The organism is Streptomyces sp. Ac-502, assembly GCF_045222935.1.
GTDB lineage: Bacteria > Actinomycetota > Actinomycetes > Streptomycetales > Streptomycetaceae > Streptomyces > Streptomyces monomycini.
In genome coordinates this window covers 1,241,858-1,259,828 of record NZ_JBHFFO010000001.1, presented here as the reverse complement: position 1 = coordinate 1,259,828, position 17,971 = coordinate 1,241,858, and the positions used below count along the sequence as shown (strand labels likewise).

At 73.3% G+C, this 17,971-nt stretch carries 13 protein-coding genes, 1 tRNA gene and 3 pseudogenes; 9 read left to right on the top strand and 8 right to left on the bottom strand.

Annotated features, from left to right (window positions below):
• The first annotated feature begins 260 nt into the window (after window positions 1–260).
• Window positions 261–1,459, top strand: a pseudogene (locus ACEXOX_RS05445) (Gfo/Idh/MocA family protein).
• Between the two features lie 10 nt (window positions 1,460–1,469).
• Here ACEXOX_RS05445 and ACEXOX_RS05440 read toward each other — a convergent pair.
• The 3 genes from ACEXOX_RS05440 to ACEXOX_RS05430 form a co-directional block, all read right to left on the bottom strand.
• Window positions 1,470–4,715, bottom strand: coding sequence for an amidohydrolase family protein (locus ACEXOX_RS05440; RefSeq protein ID WP_406519316.1), 3,246 nt, complete (start codon window positions 4,713–4,715; stop codon window positions 1,470–1,472).
• 196 nt (window positions 4,716–4,911) lie between these two features.
• Window positions 4,912–5,814, bottom strand: coding sequence for a transketolase (locus ACEXOX_RS05435; RefSeq protein ID WP_406519315.1), 903 nt, complete (start codon window positions 5,812–5,814; stop codon window positions 4,912–4,914).
• Window positions 5,815–5,911: 97 nt separating this feature from the next.
• Window positions 5,912–6,661, bottom strand: a complete 750-nt coding sequence (locus ACEXOX_RS05430; protein ID WP_406519314.1) for a transketolase — start codon at window positions 6,659–6,661, stop codon at window positions 5,912–5,914.
• Between the two features lie 55 nt (window positions 6,662–6,716).
• On the opposite strand from ACEXOX_RS05430, the gene soxR reads away from it, so the two are divergent.
• On the top strand, window positions 6,717–7,214 hold the full coding sequence (gene soxR, locus ACEXOX_RS05425) for a redox-sensitive transcriptional activator SoxR (RefSeq protein WP_030998286.1): 498 nt from the start codon (window positions 6,717–6,719) through the stop codon (window positions 7,212–7,214).
• Here the strand turns inward: soxR and ACEXOX_RS05420 are convergent.
• Window positions 7,195–7,611 carry a YiaA/YiaB family inner membrane protein gene (locus ACEXOX_RS05420; RefSeq protein WP_406519313.1) on the bottom strand — a complete coding sequence of 139 codons (417 nt, stop codon included), beginning with the start codon at window positions 7,609–7,611 and terminating at the stop codon, window positions 7,195–7,197. The two genes, soxR and ACEXOX_RS05420, sit on opposite strands and share 20 nt — an antisense overlap.
• A gap of 65 nt (window positions 7,612–7,676) precedes the next feature.
• On the opposite strand from ACEXOX_RS05420, the gene ACEXOX_RS05415 reads away from it, so the two are divergent.
• The 7 genes and pseudogenes from ACEXOX_RS05415 to ACEXOX_RS05385 all read left to right on the top strand — a co-directional run bounded on the left by ACEXOX_RS05415 (window position 7,677) and on the right by ACEXOX_RS05385 (window position 14,028).
• Window positions 7,677–7,750 (top strand) — tRNA-Pro (locus tag ACEXOX_RS05415).
• A 415-nt stretch (window positions 7,751–8,165) separates the two neighbouring features.
• Window positions 8,166–8,366: a hypothetical protein gene (locus ACEXOX_RS05410; protein ID WP_406519312.1), complete on the top strand. Its 201-nt coding sequence runs from the start codon at window positions 8,166–8,168 to the stop codon at window positions 8,364–8,366.
• Between the two features lies 1 nt (window position 8,367).
• Entirely contained in the window at window positions 8,368–9,444 is a 1,077-nt protein-coding gene (locus ACEXOX_RS05405; protein WP_406519311.1) for an MAB_1171c family putative transporter, read from the top strand.
• Between the two features lie 528 nt (window positions 9,445–9,972).
• A complete protein-coding gene (locus ACEXOX_RS05400) occupies window positions 9,973–10,287 on the top strand; it encodes a hypothetical protein (protein ID WP_406519310.1) in 315 nt (104 codons plus the stop codon).
• 72 nt (window positions 10,288–10,359) lie between these two features.
• Window positions 10,360–11,588 (top strand): annotated as a pseudogene (locus ACEXOX_RS05395) (cytochrome P450).
• Window positions 11,589–11,903: 315 nt separating this feature from the next.
• Window positions 11,904–13,520: a D-alanyl-D-alanine carboxypeptidase family protein gene (locus ACEXOX_RS05390; protein ID WP_406519309.1), complete on the top strand. Its 1,617-nt coding sequence runs from the start codon at window positions 11,904–11,906 to the stop codon at window positions 13,518–13,520.
• Window positions 13,498–14,028, top strand: a complete 531-nt coding sequence (locus ACEXOX_RS05385) for a DUF309 domain-containing protein (protein WP_406519308.1) — start codon at window positions 13,498–13,500, stop codon at window positions 14,026–14,028. The genes ACEXOX_RS05390 and ACEXOX_RS05385 overlap by 23 nt, the downstream gene beginning before the upstream one ends.
• 109 nt (window positions 14,029–14,137) lie before the next feature.
• Here the strand turns inward: ACEXOX_RS05385 and ACEXOX_RS05380 are convergent.
• The 4 genes and pseudogenes from ACEXOX_RS05380 to ACEXOX_RS05365 all read right to left on the bottom strand — a co-directional run bounded on the left by ACEXOX_RS05380 (window position 14,138) and on the right by ACEXOX_RS05365 (window position 17,968).
• Window positions 14,138–15,171, bottom strand: a pseudogene (locus tag ACEXOX_RS05380) (hypothetical protein).
• 89 nt (window positions 15,172–15,260) lie between these two features.
• Entirely contained in the window at window positions 15,261–16,511 is a 1,251-nt protein-coding gene (locus ACEXOX_RS05375) for an MFS transporter (RefSeq protein WP_406519307.1), read from the bottom strand.
• Window positions 16,512–16,532: 21 nt separating this feature from the next.
• A complete protein-coding gene (locus ACEXOX_RS05370; RefSeq protein WP_406519306.1) occupies window positions 16,533–17,579 on the bottom strand; it encodes a metallophosphoesterase family protein in 1,047 nt (348 codons plus the stop codon).
• Window positions 17,580–17,635: 56 nt separating this feature from the next.
• Window positions 17,636–17,968 carry a DUF427 domain-containing protein gene (locus tag ACEXOX_RS05365; protein ID WP_406519305.1) on the bottom strand — a complete coding sequence of 111 codons (333 nt, stop codon included), beginning with the start codon at window positions 17,966–17,968 and terminating at the stop codon, window positions 17,636–17,638.
• Window positions 17,969–17,971 lie beyond the last annotated feature (3 nt).

The window sequence follows — 17,971 nt, the reverse complement described above, 5'->3', positions numbered from 1 at the left end:
GCTTACCTCGTGCAATACCCGTTGGCATACCTGCTGCACGGCGCATAAAACATCAACACCGTGCATTTATGCGAGCAATGGGAGCGCGCGGAACCCGTTCACCACCCCTGTGGTCTACGGTGCGTGCAGCACGTCCGGCGGTGTTCTCGTGGGGTGGCGAGGGGAGGCGCGACACCGGTGGCCCCCGGCCCCCGCCGCCCCTCGTTCCTTGGTCCCGCACCCCGCCGACCATGGAGTCCGGCAGCCTCTGGAGGCACCTCATGACCGACGATCTGCGCCTGGGCGTCATCGGCTTCGGGTTGCGCGGTGATCTCGCGCGCACCGCTCACCGGCCGGGATACGGCGCCCGGGTCGCCGCCGTGGCCGACCCCGACCCGGACGCGTTGGCGTACGCCACCCGGCGCTTCCCCGGCGTCGAGACCTTCGCCGACCACCGGGCGCTGCTGCACCATCCCGGCCTCGACGCGCTCCTGCTCCTCACACCCGACCACACCCACGCGGACCTGGCGCGCCAGGCACTGCGCGCCGGCCGCCCCGTCTTCGTGGAGAAGCCCCTCGCCACCTCGATCGAGGACTGCGACGCGATACTGCGCACCGCCCACGAGACCGGTACGCGCCTGTACGTCGGCCACAACATGCGCCACATGCCCGTCATCCGCCTGATGCGCGAACTGATCACGCGCGGCGACATCGGCCGGGTCCGGACCGTGTGGGTACGGCACTTCGTCGGGCACGGCGGCGACTACTACTTCAAGGACTGGCACGCCGAGCGGCGGCACACCAACGGGCTGCTGCTCCAGAAGGGCGCGCACGACCTGGACGCGCTGCACTGGCTCGCGAACGGCTACACACGGCAGGTGCAGGCGCTGGGCGACCTGACGGTCTACGGCGATCCCGGCATGCGGCGGGCGCCGGGGAGCCCCGGCCGGAGGACTGGCTGGCGCACGACGCGCACTGGCCTCCCGGCAGCCAGCGCGGCCTGAACCCGCTGATCGACGTCGAGGACGTCTCCCTGGTCAACATGCGCCTGGACAACGGGGTGCTCGCCGCCTACCAGCAGTGTCATTTCAGCCCTGACTACTGGCGGAACTACACCGTCATCGGAGACGCGGGCCGTCTGGAGAACTTCGGCGACGGGCCGGGCGGTGCGGTACGGGTGTGGAACTCCCGCCAGTCCGGCTACCGTGCCGACGCCGACGCCGTGTACGAACTCCCCGCGAGCGAGGCGGACGACGAGGCCGGGCACGGCGGCGCCGACCCGCTGCTGGTGGACGAGTTCCTGCGGTTCGTCCGGCACGGCGGGCCGACCGACACCTCACCCGTCGCCGCCCGGATGGCGGTGGCGGCCGGCGACCGGGCCACCGCCTCGCTCCGCGACGGCGGCACCCCGCACGAGGTGCCGCCCCTGGACCCGGAACTGGTGGACTACTTCGAGCGCGGCCAGACCAAGGAGGGGTGAGCCTCCTTCCTCAGTCGGCCGCCCCGCAGCACGAATCGCGCCGGTGCTGCCGCCCGACCTCCAGCCAGTCCACCGCGCGCGCCCCGGCAGCCCGGACCGCGTGGCTGTCCGGCGCGGGGAAGGACGCCACCAGCTCCTCCTGCTCGTACAGCCGCCCGCCCCGCAGCACCGCCGCCGTGCGGACCAGCGTGTCGAAGTCGGTGAACGGGTCGCCGTCCACGATCACCAGGTCGGCCAGTTTGCCCTCCTCCAGGGTGCCGAGGTCCCGGTCGGCGCCGAAGACGCGGGCGGGCAGGGCGGTGGCGGTGCGCAGGGCCTGCGCCGCGGTGAGCCCGTAGCGGTGCAGGGCGCGCAGCGCCAGGTGCAGGTGCAGGCCGACCGGTGTCAGCGGCTGGTCGGTGCCCAGGGCGACGAGGCCGCCGCCGTGCAGCACCCGCCGGTAGACGCCGATCTCGGTCCGAAGGTCACCCAGCTGCTTCGGGGTGGGGCGGTGGCCCGCGTTCTCCCGTGTCAGCGCGGCGTCCCACGGCGGCATGAGGGTCGTGACCCGTTCGTCGTCGGCGAGGCCGGGGTCCTCCCCCAGCAGCACGGAGGCGGTGAAGGGGGTGGCGATGAGGTGGAAGTCCGTACCGGTGTAGATCTCCTCCACGTCCTGGTAGGCGTGGCCGGTGGCGGTGATCGCGTGCCCGAACTCCAGACGCTGTGTCGCCTGCAAATGGGTCGTCAGGTCCTGGCCGAGCTGCACGCCGGGGGACAGCAGGTGACTGCCGGACCGTACCCCCAGCCGCTGGTGCGCGAAGCGCGCGGCCTCCTCCATGATCCAGCCGGGGGCCCGTACGTACGTCTTGACGAAGTCCCAGTCGAGCGCGGCGCCCCGCTCCAGCGACCGGCGCAGGCCCTCCCGCGTGGCATGGGCACGGCCCATGCTGTAGGCGACGCGGCTGCCGTCCAGCAGCTCGCCGCAGGCCAGCAGCCGCGGCCCGGCGAGCGTGCCGGCGGCGACGGACTCCCGGACGCGGGCCTGTTCGTAGGAGAAGCCACCGAAGGAGACGGCGGTGGTGATGCCGTAGGCGAGCTGGAGGGCGGTCTGCCGGCCGCCGTACGTGGTCTGCCAGGGGTGGGTGTGCGAGTCCCACAGGCCGGGGATCACGGTGCGCGCCGAGGCGTCGACGCGGCGGGCGGCGCGCCGGCCCGCGGCCCGGCCGTGCGGCTCGACGTCGGCGATGCGGCCGTTGCGCACCACCACGTCGACGTCCTCGCGCACCTCCTCGCCGGTGCCGTCCCAGAACCGGCCCGCGTGCACGACCGTGTCCCGGGCGCGCGAACCGCGGTGGTCCAGGGCCACCCGGACCGTTCGCGCGGGGCCGCCGTCCACACCGGTCAGCCGCAGCCGGCCGGCTGACAGGTACAGCAGGGTGCGGGAGTCGCCGGACCAGGACGGGTGGTCGGCGCTCTCGTCGGTCAGCCGGCGCGGCGTGCCGTCGGGGGTGCCGTCCGGGCGTACGGGCAGCACCCAGAGCGCGGATTCGGCGATCAGCGCCATCCACCGGCCGTCCGGGGACCAGACGGGGCCCGAGTCGTAGCGGTCGGCGATCGACCGCACGGTGTGCCCCGGGTCCGGGGCGTGCAGCCGGTCCTTGCCGGTGCGGGTGTCGAGGACCCGGATGAGGTTGTAGCCCTCGCGGAAGCGCCGGTTGAGGCGGTTGCGGTCGCAGAAGGCCACGTAGCGGCCGTCCGGGGACCAGCTGGGGCGGCCGGGCACACCACCGCCGCCCAGCGGGGCGGTCGTGGTCTCCTTGCCGTCGGCCAGATTCCGTACGATGAGATTTCCGGACATGCCGATCGCGGCGAGCCGTCTGCCGTCCGGGGACAGCGCGGGCTGTACCCGGCCCCCGTCGGCCAGCACCGTCTCCTCGCCGGTCGCCAGGTCGTGCCGGCGGACCGCGAACAGCCCGTCGCGGTCGTCCGCGTACACCAGGGAACGGCCGTCGCGGGCCCAGCTCGGCCCGAGGACGTACCGGGTGGCGCCCGCCCGGACGAGCCGCCGCGGCCGGCCGCCCGAAGCGGACACCAGCCACAGCGAGTCGAGGGCGGCGAAGGCCACCTGGCGCCCGTCGGGGGAGAGCGCGGGCAGGTGGACGCCGCGCACCGGCCGGACGCCGGTGCGCTCGAAACCGTAGTCCTTGACCTCGTAACGGGGCCGCCGGACGGGCATGTCGGCGGTGAAGGGAATGGTTTCCGCGCCGTCCGGCGCGCCCGGCCGCAGCACCGTGAACTGCCCGCCCACGGTCAGCAGCAGCTCCTCGCGGGAGATCCAGCGCGGTGGTACGGGCTCCACGTCACCGTCCACCGGGACCTCCGCGCCGTCCACGACGAGGACGCAGGTGGCGCCGGGGCGCTCGGTGGTGCGCAGATAGGCGAGCCGGGGAGCACCGCCCTTCGCGGCGGGCGCCAGGGCCGGGACCATGGCCTGGGCGCCGGCGGCGGCCGTGTGCTCGATGACGACCTCGCCGCCGCCGTCGGCCCGTACGGACGCGACGGTACGGCTGTCCAGGCTGGTGCCCGACACCGCGCCGCGCACGAACCACAGCCGCTCGCCGTCCGGCGACCAGGTGGGGTCGAAGTCCTCCCACGCGCCGCCCTGGTGGGGGCCCGCCTGCCCGGGGTGCCCGGTGACGCGGGTCAGCTTCCGCGTCCGTACGTCCAGCACCCAGATCCGGTACGGGCTGCCCGCCACCGGATCACCGCCCCGCTCGGACGCGAAGGCGATCCGGGTGCCGTCCGGCGACCAGGCTGGGCCGCGGTCGTCCCACGGCCCGTCGGTCAGCTGCCGCAGGTCCGAGCCGTCGGGGCGCAGCGTCCACAGGTGGAAGCCGCCGCCGCGGTAGGCGCAGACGGCGAGGCGGGTGCCGTCGGGGGAGAAGACCGGCCGGGTGGGTTCCAGGTCCGGCGGGGTGAGCGCGCGCGCCTCGCCGCCTTCGCGCGGCACGGACCACAGGACGTTCTGGACCTCGGCGACGAGCCGGTCGCCGGCGGGGGAGAGGGTGGCGGCGCCGTTCGTGGCGGCGGTGAACGAGAGGGTCGGCAGCCGGGTGGCTTCGGCGGCGTGGGCGGGGGCGGCGAGCGGCCCTGGCAGCCCGGCCAGTCCCGTGACCGCCGCGGCGGAAGCCGTCCCTTGCAGGAAAGTGCGCCGGGAGAAAGGCCGCGGAAGGCGCGCGGCCCGGGAAGCGTCCTCGGATCTGTCCGTGGTGTCCAACGGTCCTCCAGCCATGGAAGGTTACGTGGGTCGGCGGCCTGGGGCGAGCGTGGCCTGGGGTGAGCCGACCGATCGTGTCACGCACCGACGGTCCGAGGTCAACACCCCGCGGCGCGCGCCGCTTGGCGCGTCGCGGGGTGGGGGAGGCACCGGGGACGGCGTCCCGCGGCCGGCGCGGGCCGCCGGCCGTCCGGCGTCACCGGGCGAGGAAGCCGGTGATCCGCTCGCGCAGCGACCGCGCGTCCAGGCCCTGGCCCGCCAGGTGCTCGTCGAGCTGCCCGTAGCGGCGCAGTTCCCGGCGGCCGACGCCGAGGCCGAGGACGCGGTGCGGTACGTGCTCCAGCGCGTCGTTCGCGTGCCGGGTCGAGGTGCCCTCGTGGTACGGCTCGACGATCACCACGTCCGCCGCCGTCGCACCGGCCACCGCGGCCCGCAGCGCCGCGGCGTCGAAGGGCCGGACGGTCGTCGCGTACAGCACGGTCGCGTCCAGGCCCTCGGTCGCGGCCAGGACGTTGTCCAGCATCGGCCCGACCGCCACCACGACACCACCGGTCCCTTCGCGCACCGTCAGGAAGCGGGCCCCGTCGACCGGCCGCGGCGTCGCGTTGGTCTGTACGGACAGCCGTACGTAGACCTTGTCGTCACCGGCCGCGGCGGCCTGCCGCAGCAGCGTGTCGGCCTCGTCCGGGTGGCCGGGGACGTGCACGGTCCAGCCGTCGAGGGTGTCCAGCAGGGCGACGTCGCCCGGCGCCATGTGGGTGAAGCCGCCGGCCGGCCAGTCGTACGAGCCCCCGGCACTGACCAGCACCCCGCCCACGTCCTGGTGCCCGAAGTCCAGCTTCACCTGCTCGAAGGGGCGCTCCACCAGGAAGCTGGCGAAGGTGTGCACGACGGGCCGCATCCCGGCCAGGGCGAGGCCGCCGCCGACCCCGACGAGCAGCTGTTCTCTGATGCCGACGTTCACCACCCGCGTGGGGTGGCGTTCCTGGGCGGACCGGAAGCCGTCGACGCCGATGTCGGCGAGGACGACCGCCAGCCGGGGGTCCTCGTCCAGCAGCTGGGTGGTGACCGAGGCGAAACGTTCGCGCATGGTGTCCATCAGAAGAATCCTTCTCAAAGTCGGCGCGCAGCGGCGCGGTGCGGTGCGGGAGGTGCGGATACGGATACGGATGCGCGTACGGGGCGGGCGGCGCGCCTCAGGCCGCCTCGGCCTTCGGCTTCGGCTCGCCCGAGTACTCCTTGGCCTCCACCCGGGCGACGACCACGTGCGGCCGGTCCGGATGGGGCGCGGTGAACGCCGCGTACAACGCCTCGTGGTCGCGCCCGTCCACGGTCACCGCCGACCAGCCGGCGGCCTCGAACCGCGAGGCGATCCCGCCGCGCCAGCCGTGGCTCGACGAGGTGTTGTCGACGACCAGCGTGTGCAGCCGGGACAGGCCGGCGGCGCCCGCGTACGCGATGGCCTCGTGGTTGCTGCCCTCGTCCAGCTCGGCGTCGCCGATCAGGACCCACACCGCCGGACCGGTGCGGTCCTGGGCCCGCAGTCCCAGCGCCGTGCCCACGGCCAGCGGCAGCCCGTGCCCCAGCGAACCGCTGCCGATCTCCGCGCCCGGCACCAGCACCCGGTCCGGGTGGTGGCCGAGCGGCGAGTCGTACGAGCCGAAGCCCGGCAGCCACGCGGCGGGGAAGAAGCCCTTGGCGGCGAGGACCGCGTAGTAGGCCATCGGCCCGTGGCCCTTGGAGAGGAGGAAGCGGTCCCGGTCCGGGTCCTCCGCGGCGGCGGGGGAGACCCGCAGCACCCGGTCGTAGAGCACCCACAGGGCGTCGAGGGTGGAGGTGGCGGCCGGGCCGTGCTTCTCGTCCCCGGTCATCAGGCTCATCAGGTGCGGGAGTTCGCCGAAGCCCGCGTCGTGTGCGGTGGTCCCGTTCAGGGGCGTGGAAGTCATGGAAGAGAGCCTGCAACTTCAAGTCCACTTGAAGTCAAGCGCTAGTCTGACGGCCATGACCTCACCCCACGACCGGCTCCCGATCGGCGAGCTCGCCGGGCGCAGCGGGCTGGCTGCCTCCGCGCTGCGCTACTACGAGCAGCTGGGGCTGATCCACTCCGAACGCACCGGAGGCGGACAGCGCCGCTTCACCCGCGCCACCCTGCGCCGCATCGCCTTCATCCGGGCGGCCCAGGCGGTCGGTCTCTCTCTGGAGGAGACCAGCGCGGCGCTGGCCAGGCTGCCGCGGGACCGCGCGCCCAACGCCACCGAGTGGAACAAGGTGGCCCGCACCTGGACCCGCCGCATCGACCAGCAGATAGCCGAACTCCAGAAGCTGCGCGGCCAGTTGTCCAGCTGCATCGGCTGCGGCTGTCTGAGCCTGCGCAAGTGCGGCCTGTACAACCCGGGCGACGCGGCGGCCGTGAGCGGCGCGGGCGCCCGCTACCTGCTGGGCGACCGCCCCGAGACGGTGGGCGTCGAGACGCCGGGCGTCAGACCTGACCCGGCTTGAAGACGTCCTGCTCGATCAGCAGCTTGTCGATCCTCGCCTTGTCCACCCGGTTGGTGACCTCCTCGACCTCCTGCCGGTCCCGTACGCACTTGGCCAGCGTGAACGCCGACGAGACCACGAAGACCAGACCGAGCCCGAGGAAGCCGCGCTCCCAGGCGCCCACGGGCAGCTTGGCGATCCCGATCATCAGGGCGACCAGGAGAGCCCGAACGAGATCGCGGACTGCACGAAGAAGGCGGTGGTCGTCGGCCGCTGTATCGATGGAGTGGTCATGCGCGTAGCGTCCCGCCGCGGTGCCGGGGGCGCATGAGTACCCGTACTCATGCGCCCCCGGCACCGCGGCGGCCGGATCGGAGCGGCCGGCCGGGGCCGCCGCGCCGAACCTGGCGGCGGACACCCCCTGACATGCGGTATTGTTCTCATGCGCGGCCAGCCGGGAGAAACACCGGGCCGGACGGGCATCGGGACGTGGCGCAGCTTGGTAGCGCACTTGACTGGGGGTCAAGGGGTCGCAGGTTCAAATCCTGTCGTCCCGACTGGATGGAACAGCCTCTGGCTTGGGAGAAATCTCAGACCAGGGGCTGTTTTCCGTGCTCTTTCGTCATGACGCGGCCCGGCCGCGGCGGACGGCCACGGTCCGGGCCGGGTCCTGGCCGTCCGCGCCGTCCCTGGCTGGGAAACCTTGGTCATGGACGTGGTTCCCGCGCCTTTCACTGACCGTAAGTGCACTGGTGCGCGATATCGCGTGCGTGACAGGATGCGGGCTGCGGTTTCGGCGGTGGTAACTGCGTGCGGGGCGCGGGCGGCCGGGATCCGGGGAGCACAGCCGGGGGGCAGATGCTGGTAGGGGGCGCGCGGACCGGTAACGGGGCGCGAAACGTGCGTACGAGACGGTGGGGCCGCCTGCGCGCGGGCGCGCGGGCCCGGCGCGAACGGTACCGGTGCCGGCGATTGATCACCGAACGGGACCTGCCCGTCCCGACGGTCCCGGCGGACGTGTGCGCCGCCGACCTGGCCGCGTCCTCGGAACCCGCGCCGCGGCACCGGCGCGCCGAGCGGAACGGCACGGGGCGCGCGGGCGGTGTCGACGGGAAGGCCGACGCCGCGAGCGGCGCCGGCACAGCTGACACGGACGGGGGAACGGGTGTTTGACGTGCTGTACCTGTGTTTCGGCGGGGCGGCCTGGGCCGTCGTCGCCTTCAAGGCGCGCGCCTGGCTCGGCGACCGCGGCAATACGGACCTGGGCCTGACGTGTGTGATGAGCGCCGGCGTCGCGACGGTGTTCGTCTTCTCCGCCCCCGGCGTGTACCGCTGGTTCGACGGTTTGACCGGTGTGCCGAACCTGTCGATGGTCCTCCTCCACTCCGCGGTCGTGGTCTTCGCGGCCGGCGCGTTCGTCCTCCTGCTGCGCTGGAACAGCGGCACGGGAGCGGAAAGCCGGGCGCGGGCCCGGGCGCGCGCCCGCGTGGCCGTGGCGGTGGTGGCCGTCGCCTGGGCGGCCGCGGTCCTGTGCTTCGCCGCCGGGCGGCCGGACGGCGTGGAACACCCACGCGACTTCACCACCGCGTACACGGCCTCGCCGGGAGTGATGACGTTCCTGGTGCTGTACCTGGCCATCTTCGGCACGAGCCTCGCGGGCCTGGGCACCCTCTGCCCGCGCTACGCCCGCCAGGTCGGTCCGTCCTGGCTCGCCCGCGGTCTGCGGGTGCTCGCCACGGGCTGCTGGATCGGCCTGGTGTACTGCGCCTGCAAGCTGGCCGGCTTCGTGCTGTCCTGGGCCGGGCACGAGGCGCTGTGGCTCTCCAACGGGGTGGCGCCGCTGAGCGCGACGGTCGCCGCGGCCCTGGTACTGACCGGGCTCGCGCTGCCGGCCGCCGGCACCCGGGCATACGCCTGGCGCCGGCTGCGCCGTCTGCACCCGCTGTGGAAGGACGTCGCCGCGCAGGCTCCCGAGGTGGCCGCGCGGCGTCCGGCCGGGGCCGGCCGGTGGGGGCTCACCGGCCTCCAGCGGCGCGCCGACCGGCAGCTGGCGGAGATCCGGTACGTGCAGCGCGGCATCCGGCGGTACGTGGAGTCGGACACCATCGACATCGCGCGGGAGCGGGGCGCGCGGTCGTGGCGGACGAACGTCAGCTGGCGGCCGTCGCGGAGGCCGCCGCCCTGCGCCGCGGGCTGGAGAACCGGGCCATCGGTCTCGTGCCCGTCCTCGGTTCCGACAGCGTGGTGGTGAGGGCCGAGGAGCGCGCGGGGAGCGCACACCGCAGGGCACGGCCGAAGGCCGGGAGCAGCTGCCGCACGGCCGGGCCGGTTGCCCCCGTACCGAAGGCGTGGCCGAACTCGCGACCGAATTCGAGCACTTGGCGCGTGTCGCGGACGTCTACCACTCACCGCTGACGGACACGGTACTCACCGAGCTACGGCAGCGCAGCGCCATGCAGCGGCACTGAGTTCGTCCCGCACGGTCCGGCTGCGCACGTGGGGTTCGGCTCGAACGTGGCCACGCGCCGGGCCCGGGGCCACCGGATATTCCGATCAAGATCACGGGGAGCCGTGCGACGATGGGCCGGCCAGCGGAGAGTCACGACCGGGAACGAAGTCCGATGAAGTACGTCACCCTCGATGCGCAGGCCGGCGACCTGTCCAGCGTCCTCGACCCCCGTCGCTACCTGGAGCGTCTGCCCTCGCTCAGCGGTGACCTGCCGCCCGGCGCCCGGGCCTTCGCCACCGACCCGGACCACTACGACTTCCGCAGCGAGCGATGCGTGAAGGACCTGGAACTCCAGCACGTCCGGGCGGCGGAACGGACGACGACGCGGTCGAGGTACGGCTTCGGCACAACTGCTGGAAACACAACGCGGACCTGGTCATCCGCTACACGGGCGTCTCCGGCTTCGAGACCACGACTCCCGTGGCCGGTCGATGGGCGGACCTCGGAACGCTGATCCTCGACGAAATCCTGCCCCATGCGAACGGTTGCAGTCACGAGCTGGCGTTCTGGGACGGCACGCTCACCGTCATCTGCCGTGACCTCGTGGCGGCCTGGGTCGAGGCCGACTGCCGCACCGGGCCGTGAGCCCGGCGCGTTCCCGGGCGGTACGGCGGTCGCCGACCGCGTCGGCGGCCGCCGTGTCTAGAGTCGTGCACCATGCAGACGACCGCCGAGACCGGCCCTGACGACCTCATCGATGTGACACACCTTCTGGACGATCCGCACGCCGGTTACGCGGCGTTGCGGGACGCCGGGCCCGTACACCGCATCGCCGGCCCCGACGGGCAGCCCGCGTGGCTGGTGACCCGGTACGAGGACGTGCGCCGCGGACTGTCCGACCCGCGGCTCTCGCTCGACAAACGCCATGCCCGAAGCGGCTATCGCGGGTTCTCGCTGCCGCCCGCGCTGGACGCCAACCTGCTCAACATGGATCCGCCGGACCATACGCGGGTGCGCCGCCTGGTGGCGAAGGCGTTCACCCCCGCCCGGGTCGAGAAGCTGCGGGAGCCCGTGCGGCGGCTCGCGGACGGGCTGCTGGACGCGGTGGCGGAGGCCGGCCGGGCCGACCTGATGGCGGCTTACGCCGGTCCGCTGCCCATCGTCGTCATCTGCGACCTGCTCGGCGTACCGGAGCGGGACCGCCCGGACTTCCGGAGCTGGTCGGACGCGCTGTTCACGCCCGACCCGGCCCGGCCGGAGCAGACGAAGGAGGCCGTCGGGGCGATGATGCGGTACTACACCGGCCTGATCGCGGCCAAGCGGACCGCGCCGGGGGACGACCTGCTGTCCGACCTGATCATGGTCAGGGACGGCGGTACGGAGGGGAGGCGGACGGCGGTGCGGACCGGCTGACCGAGGACGAGCTGACCTCGCTGGCCTTCCTCCTGCTCCTCGCCGGCTACGAGAACACCGTCCATCTCATCGGCAATTCCGTACTCGCCCTGCTGGACCACCCCGAACGCCTCAGGGCGTTGCGTGCGGATCCGGCCGAACTGCCGAAGGCCGTGGAGGAGTTCGCCCGCTACGACGGACCGGTCTCGCTGGCCGTCCGCCGGTTCCCCGTCGAGGACGTGGAAATCGGTGGCGTGCGGGTGCCGCAGGGGGAGACCGTGCTGCTCTCCCTTGCCTCCGCCAACCGGGACCCGCACCGCTTCCCGGACGCCGGCACGCTGGATCCGGGCCGGGACGCCGGGGGCCACCTCACGTTCGGGCACGGCATCCACCACTGCCTCGGCGCGGCGCTGGGACGGATGGAGACGGAGACCGCGCTGGCCGTTCTCATCAGCCGTTTTCCCGGTCTGCGGCTGGATGTTCCGCGGGCCGGGCTGCGCCATCGCCGGACGCTGCGCGCACATGGCCTGATCTCGCTCCCCGTCGCCTGGTAATCGCGGGACGAACAAGTTTTTGAGGCATAACCGTTCCTTCATGCGGTAGAAAGGTCGTGAGGCCCGCCCGGTGTGCATCCCCCGTCGCACCGGGCGGGTCCTCGTGCGTACGGGGTGTGCGCGGGGTGCGCACGGGGTGGATGTGCTCCCCTTGCCGTGCCGCGGGCCGGCCGGGCCGCTCCCGCCGTCGTGGCCGCCCGTGAGCCTTTGGCCTCTGATGTGCCGAGTTCGGCCTTCGATGTGCCGGGTTTGGTGCTTCGGCCGTCTGGCGTAGGTTCCTCTGCGGGTGAAGTGCGTGCTTCCTAGCGTGAAGGCATGGCACTTGAGACGCTTCTGTCCCGGAAAGCCGGTGTGCTGGCCGTCGTCGCCGCCACCGGGCTGACGCTCACCTCCATACCGACGGTGGCCCACGCCGAGCAGGTGGCGGTGGGCCGGCGTGCCGTGGACCCGGGGGCGGGAGCGGCCAAGGGGCAGGTGGCGGACCAGTTGGGGGACCGTACGGGGCGCACGGTGGCGGGGGCGGGAGCCCCCGCGCTGCCCGACGGCGTGTCGGCCCGCGCCTGGGCGGTGACCGACGTCCGTACGGGCGACGTGCTGGCGGCCAGGAACGCGCATCAGCGGCTCGCGCCGGCCAGCACCCTCAAGACCCTGTTCGCGGTCACCGTGCTGCCGAAGTTCCGCGCGGGAACCGTGCACAAGGTCACCCCGGAGGAACTGGCGGGCATCGGCCCGGGCAGCAGCCTCGTCGGCCTCAAGGAGGGCCGCAGCTACCAGGTCGCCGACCTGTGGCGCGGGGTCTTCCTGCGCTCCGGCAACGACGCCGTACGGGTGCTCGCCGCGATGAACGGCGGCTGGACGGCCACCGCCCGCGAGATGCAGGCCAGAGCGCGCCAACTGGGCGCCCGCGACACCTCGGTGAAGTCCCCGGACGGGTACGACAGCCCGGGGCAGGTGTCCTCGGCGTACGACCTGAGCGTCTTCGGGCGCGCGGGCCTGGCCAACACCGACTTCGCCAGGTACTGCGCCACGACGACGGCCCGGTTCCCCAGCAAGGGCAGTCCCTCGTTCGAGATCCAGAACACCAACCGGCTGCTGTCCGGCGCGAACGGGCTCCGGCGCTATCCGGGCATCGTCGGTGTGAAGAACGGCTACACCAGCAACGCGGGCAACACGCTGATCGCCGCGGCCGAACGGGGCGGCCGGACGCTGCTGGTGACCGTGCTGAATCCGCAGTCGGGCGCGTCCAACGCCGTGTACCACGAGGCGGCTTCGCTGCTGGACTGGGGATTTCGTGCCGCGGGCAAGGCCCGCCCGGTCGGCTCCCTGGTGGCCGCCGCGCCGGGCGGCCGGACCGCCCCTCGGCCGACGGAGCGCGGAGCGGCGCCGAGCGCTCCTCCGCCTCCGTGCGGCCGGTCGCCGCGCAGGTCTCCCGGGAACCCGGCCGGTGGTCGCAGACCACGGGGTGGGCGGTCGCTGGTGGCTTCGCCGTGGCGCTGGCGGTGGGCGCGGTCTTCGGCTGGCGCATGTACGTACGTGGTCGGCGCACGCCCGGGGGCGGCTCCTGACCGGTGGCGCACCACCCGTCGCAGGCGGGCGCGCGGCACCGTCGAAATCCGGCCAATGACGCGACCGGGCCGGACGCCCTCTGTACCCGGCCCCTCCGTACCGGACCCGGCCCTCCGTGCCGTGCGCACACCGCCCCGTGCGCACATCGCTCCGTCGCGCGCTGCACAATCGAACCGTGAACGTGACACGACGCGACGAGGGCGGCGACCCGGCCTGCTGGCTGGACCAGGTGTGCCAGGAGTGCGGCCGGATCACGGACCGGCCGGCGGAGCCCGGCTGCGAACACTGCGGAGCGGGAAGCGCCGCCGCCGTGGCGCACGCCCCCCAACCGGAAGGACGGACCATGGCAGCCCGCGCCCCGGATGAAGGAACGGACGAGGCCCCGGCCGCCCGGGACCGCGACCCCGAAGGCCGGGCCCGCAACGCCCGGCCGCGGGACGGTCTCGGACGCCCGCTGCCGTACGGCACGCCGGGCGTGGCCCGTCAGCCCGAAGGCGTCGAACGCAGCCCCCGTGAGGCGCTCACCGAAGCCCAGGATCTCCTGGACCGCGGTCTGCCCTTCCACGCCCACGAGGTGCTGGAGGATGCCTGGAAGATGTCGCCCGAGCCGGAGCGGCAACTGTGGCGCGGCCTCGCCCAGCTCGCCGTCGGCCTGACCCACGCCGCCCGGGGCAACACCAAGGGCGGCGCGGCCCTGCTGCTCCGGGGCGCCGGCGCCATCGCCCCGTACGCGGACACCGTTCCGTACGACATCGACGTCCCCGGACTGGCGGACTGGGCGCGGGATCTGGCGGACCGGCTCGACGGGCCGGTGGCGGCGGCCGGGAACGCGCCGCGCCTGTGCACCGCCAAGGGCCCGCAGGCGGCGGACTGACACCCGGGGCCAGGCAGGACACGGCCCCGGACCGCGGACACCCCCCTGGCCGTGGACACGCCCCCGGACCGCCCTGACCCGGCCCCGCCCCGCCCCGACGCGCCCCCGCTCAGCGCACCAGCGCGGGCGACGACGCCCCCACCACCCGCAGCGCCGGGCTGCCGGTGCCGTCCGCCGGTACGGTCCAGATGTCGCTGCCCTTGCCGCCGCTGCCCGGCAGCGCGTAGCCGAGCGTGTGGTCGTCCAGCCAGGCCGCCTGATCGTCCACGCTGCGCTGCTCCGCGAGCGGGTGCTCGCGCATCGTGCGCAGGTCGAGCACGTACAGCTGCCAGGGGGCGCGGGCCCCTTCCCGTACCCGCTTCTTGAAGGCGAGGCGGGTGTTGTCGGGCGAGAGGGACGGGCACTCCAGGTTCTCGCGCAGGGTGCGGGCCGTCCAGCGGCGCAGGTCGCCTTCGACGAGGTAGGTGCGGCCCTTGGTGGAGACGGTGGCGTAGAAGCGGTTGTCGTCGCGGGCGAAGGTGACGCCCCAGTAGTTGACGTCGGGGGAGTGGTAGCGGCGGCCGTCGAGGGTGAGCGGGATGTCCTCCATGTTCTTGATCAGGTAGCCGGTGCGGGTGTCCAGGATCGAGGTACGCGTGGAGAAGGACGTGGTGGCGTACGAGTCGCCGGTGGCGAACATCGTCCAGGACAGCATCCGGCCGGAGGCGGAGACCCGCGCCCGGTTGGGGATGCCGGTGAGCGCTATCCGGCGTTTCTCGCGCAGCCGCTCGTCCAGCACGACGGCGTACGAGGCCGGGGGATGCCGGGGCGGCGCTGGAGGCACAGGGCGGTGCCCCCGGCCGCGTAGAAGCGCTCGCAGGAGGGGCCTCCGGTGGTGCGGCGGTCCGGCGCCGATGCGGCTGCCGCGCTCATGGCGGCGGCGCCGTGGGCGGAGGGCCCGGAGGCCGGGGCGGCCAGGCGGGCGACCCGGCCGGCGCCCTCCCCGTCCCGTGTGCTGCGGAAGTACAACTGCCCGCGGTCCAGGCCGAACGCCGAGGGAGGGTCGGCGGAATCGGCGCGCCGGGCCGCCGTCACCGTGTAGACCACGGCGACCGTGGTGAGGACGGCGGTGGCCACCGCGATGGCGATGACGCGGGCGCGCATCGAGAACCCGCCCGGGCGGCTCTTACGGGCTTCGTCCCTCACGTCCCCCGCCTCCGTCTCCGGTGGGTCCGCCCTGTCCGTCATGACCACTAGGAACGCCTTTCCGTACGGGGAAGCAGCGCGGCGGCGCCCGCCAAGGCGGCTGCGAGGACGACGACGGCGACGGCCAGTGCTGCCCGGCTGCCCCACAGCGTCCAGGCGGCGCCGAATCCCGCCGCGGCGAGCAGGCGGCTCAGTGCCTGGCCCGTTTGCAGCAGGGCCATGCCGCTCGCCTGCCGTGCCGCGGGCAGGGCGGGCCCTGCCAGGGCCATGAGCACGCCGTCGGTGGCGGCGTAGAAGACACCGACCAGTACCAGCACACCGGCCAGCAGGACGGTGCCGTCGCCGACGGTGAGCAGCAGCAGATAGGCGGCGAGGAGCGCCGCGTGGCCGAAGAGGAACGGAACCCGCCGCCCGATGCGGTCACCGAGCCGTCCGGCGGGCACCGCCAGCAGCAGGTAGACCGCGGCGGTGCCGAGCGGGAGCAGCGGGAACCAGCGGACCGCGAAGTCCAGTTGCTTCTGGAGCAGCAGGTAGACGAACGAGTCGCCGATGGTGGCGGCGCCCAGCAGGGCGGCTGCCGCCATGATGCGCCGGAAGGCGGCGTCGCGCAGCGGCTCGGCGATCCTGCTGCGCAGCGGGATCCGCGGTCCGGCGGCGGGCGCGGCCACCGGGCCCAGAGCCGCCCGTCCGGGGACGAACGCGACCAGCAGCAGCACGCCCAGCAGCCCGACGCAGAAACTGACGACGAACACCGCGTCGTAGGCGTCCGCGGTCGCCCACAGCAGGGCGAACGCGGCGAGCGGGCCGAGCAGCGCGCCCGTGGTGTCCATCGCGCGGTGCACGCCGAACGCCCGGCCCAGTGCGTCGGGCGGGCTGCTGAGCGAGATCAGCGCGTCGCGCGGGGCGGTCCGTACGCCCTTGCCGATGCGGTCGGCGGCGATGGCCGCGCTGATCCCGGCCGTACCGCCGCCCGCGAGCAGCAGGCCCAGCCGGGACAGCGCGGACAGCGCGTAGCCGGTGCCGGCCACCAGCTTGTGCCGCCCGCCGCGGTCGGCGGCGTGCCCGCCGGCCAGCCGTACGAGCGCGGTGACGCCGTTGTAGAGCCCGTCCAGGAACCCGAACTGGAGGGGCGAGAGCCCGAGCTGGAGGACGAAGTAGAGCGGCAGCACCGCGGTGACCATCTCGGAGGAGATGTCGGTGACCAGGCTGACCGTGCCGAGCGCGAGGACCGGTCCGGCGACGCGGCCGCGCGTCACCTGTGCGGTGGCGGCGGCCGCGCCGGTGGTGGCGAGATACATGGCGGGTGGGTCCCGGGCCGGTCAGTGGCACCGGTAGGACGGGCTGCTGTCCTTGGTCTTGCCGTCCGTGCCGATCAGGTCCCAGGAGAACCCGTCGTCGGTGAGGTTCAGCTTGACCACGCCGAAGGTCTTGGTCAGCCGCTTCTCACTGTTCGGCTGGACTTCCTCGATCTTGTACGGGTTGGCGCCGCCCATGCCGGCGAGCAGTTCGACCAGGCCCTTGTCGTCGGCCTTGCCGTCCGCGTCCTGCGGCGCGAAACGCTCGTAGTGGTGGTCGTGCCCGTTGAGGACCAGCTCCGCCTTGGCGTCGTACAGCAGCTTCCACACCGAGCGGCTGACCGGCTGGTTGCCGTGCTCGCCGGAGGAGAACAGCGGGTGGTGCCAGTAGGCGGCCACGCACTTCTTGGAGTTGGCCGCGAGGTCGTCCTTGAGCCACTTGGTCTGCGTGGAGTTCAGACTGTTGGAGTCCAGCGCGACGAAATGCCAGTTGCCGTGGTCAAAGCTGTAGTAGCTCTTGCCCTGGGGATAGGCGACGGAGCCGAAGTAGGACTTGTAACCGGCCAGCTTGCCGGCCGGGTCGTACGTCTCGTGATTGCCGGCGACCGGGTGGGTCTTGGCCTTGAAGGCGCCCCAGGAGGTGTCGTAGTACTTCTGGAAGTCCTTCAGCCGGGCGTCGTCGTACTGGTTGTCGCCCATGGTGAGCACGAAGGCCGGGTCGATCTTCTCGACCTGGGCGGCGGTCTTCGGGTGCACGCAGCTGCTGCTGCTCGCGGTGCACTTCTCGGCGATGTCACCGGCGGCGACCACCGTGAACCCGCCGGCCCGCGCGGCCGTCCGCTCCGGCGCGGCGTCCGCCCGCCCGGCCGGTGACCACAGCACCGCACCGCCGACGAGCGCGAGGACCGCGCCCGCGGCGGTGGGTATGCCGGTGCGGGGGTTGCTGAGAAAGAGCCTGGCCGGGCGGGTGCCGCGGGACTTCGCGGCGCGGGGGTGGGCGTCATGTCCGTCTCCTCGGTCGGCGGAGGTGCCGTTCGGAGGAATCTTGACGACGGCGCATGTACGCGTCAATAAGCCTGACGGAGAATAGTTAGGAAACTTTCCTACTCACCATCGCGCGGTGTCGCTCAGATCAACTCGGCCCCGTAGAAGCACAGATGGTCCTTGATCTGCTCGACCGCGGACTTCGGCGCAGGGTAGGCCCACGCGATGTCCTCCGGGCCACCGGAAAGCGACCAGTAGGAGGCGTCCCCCTTGAACGGGCAGTGGGTACGGGTCCCGGACGGGACCAGCAGATCCGTCCGGACGTCCTCGGGCGGCAGGTAGTAGCGCACCGGATACCCGGTCTCGTGGAGCAGCAGCGGACGGCGGCTGTCGGCGACCACCTGGCCGTCGTGGACGACCCGGACGTGCTCGGTGCCCTGCTCGACGGTGATGCGGTGACCTGGTACGGACGGCATGAC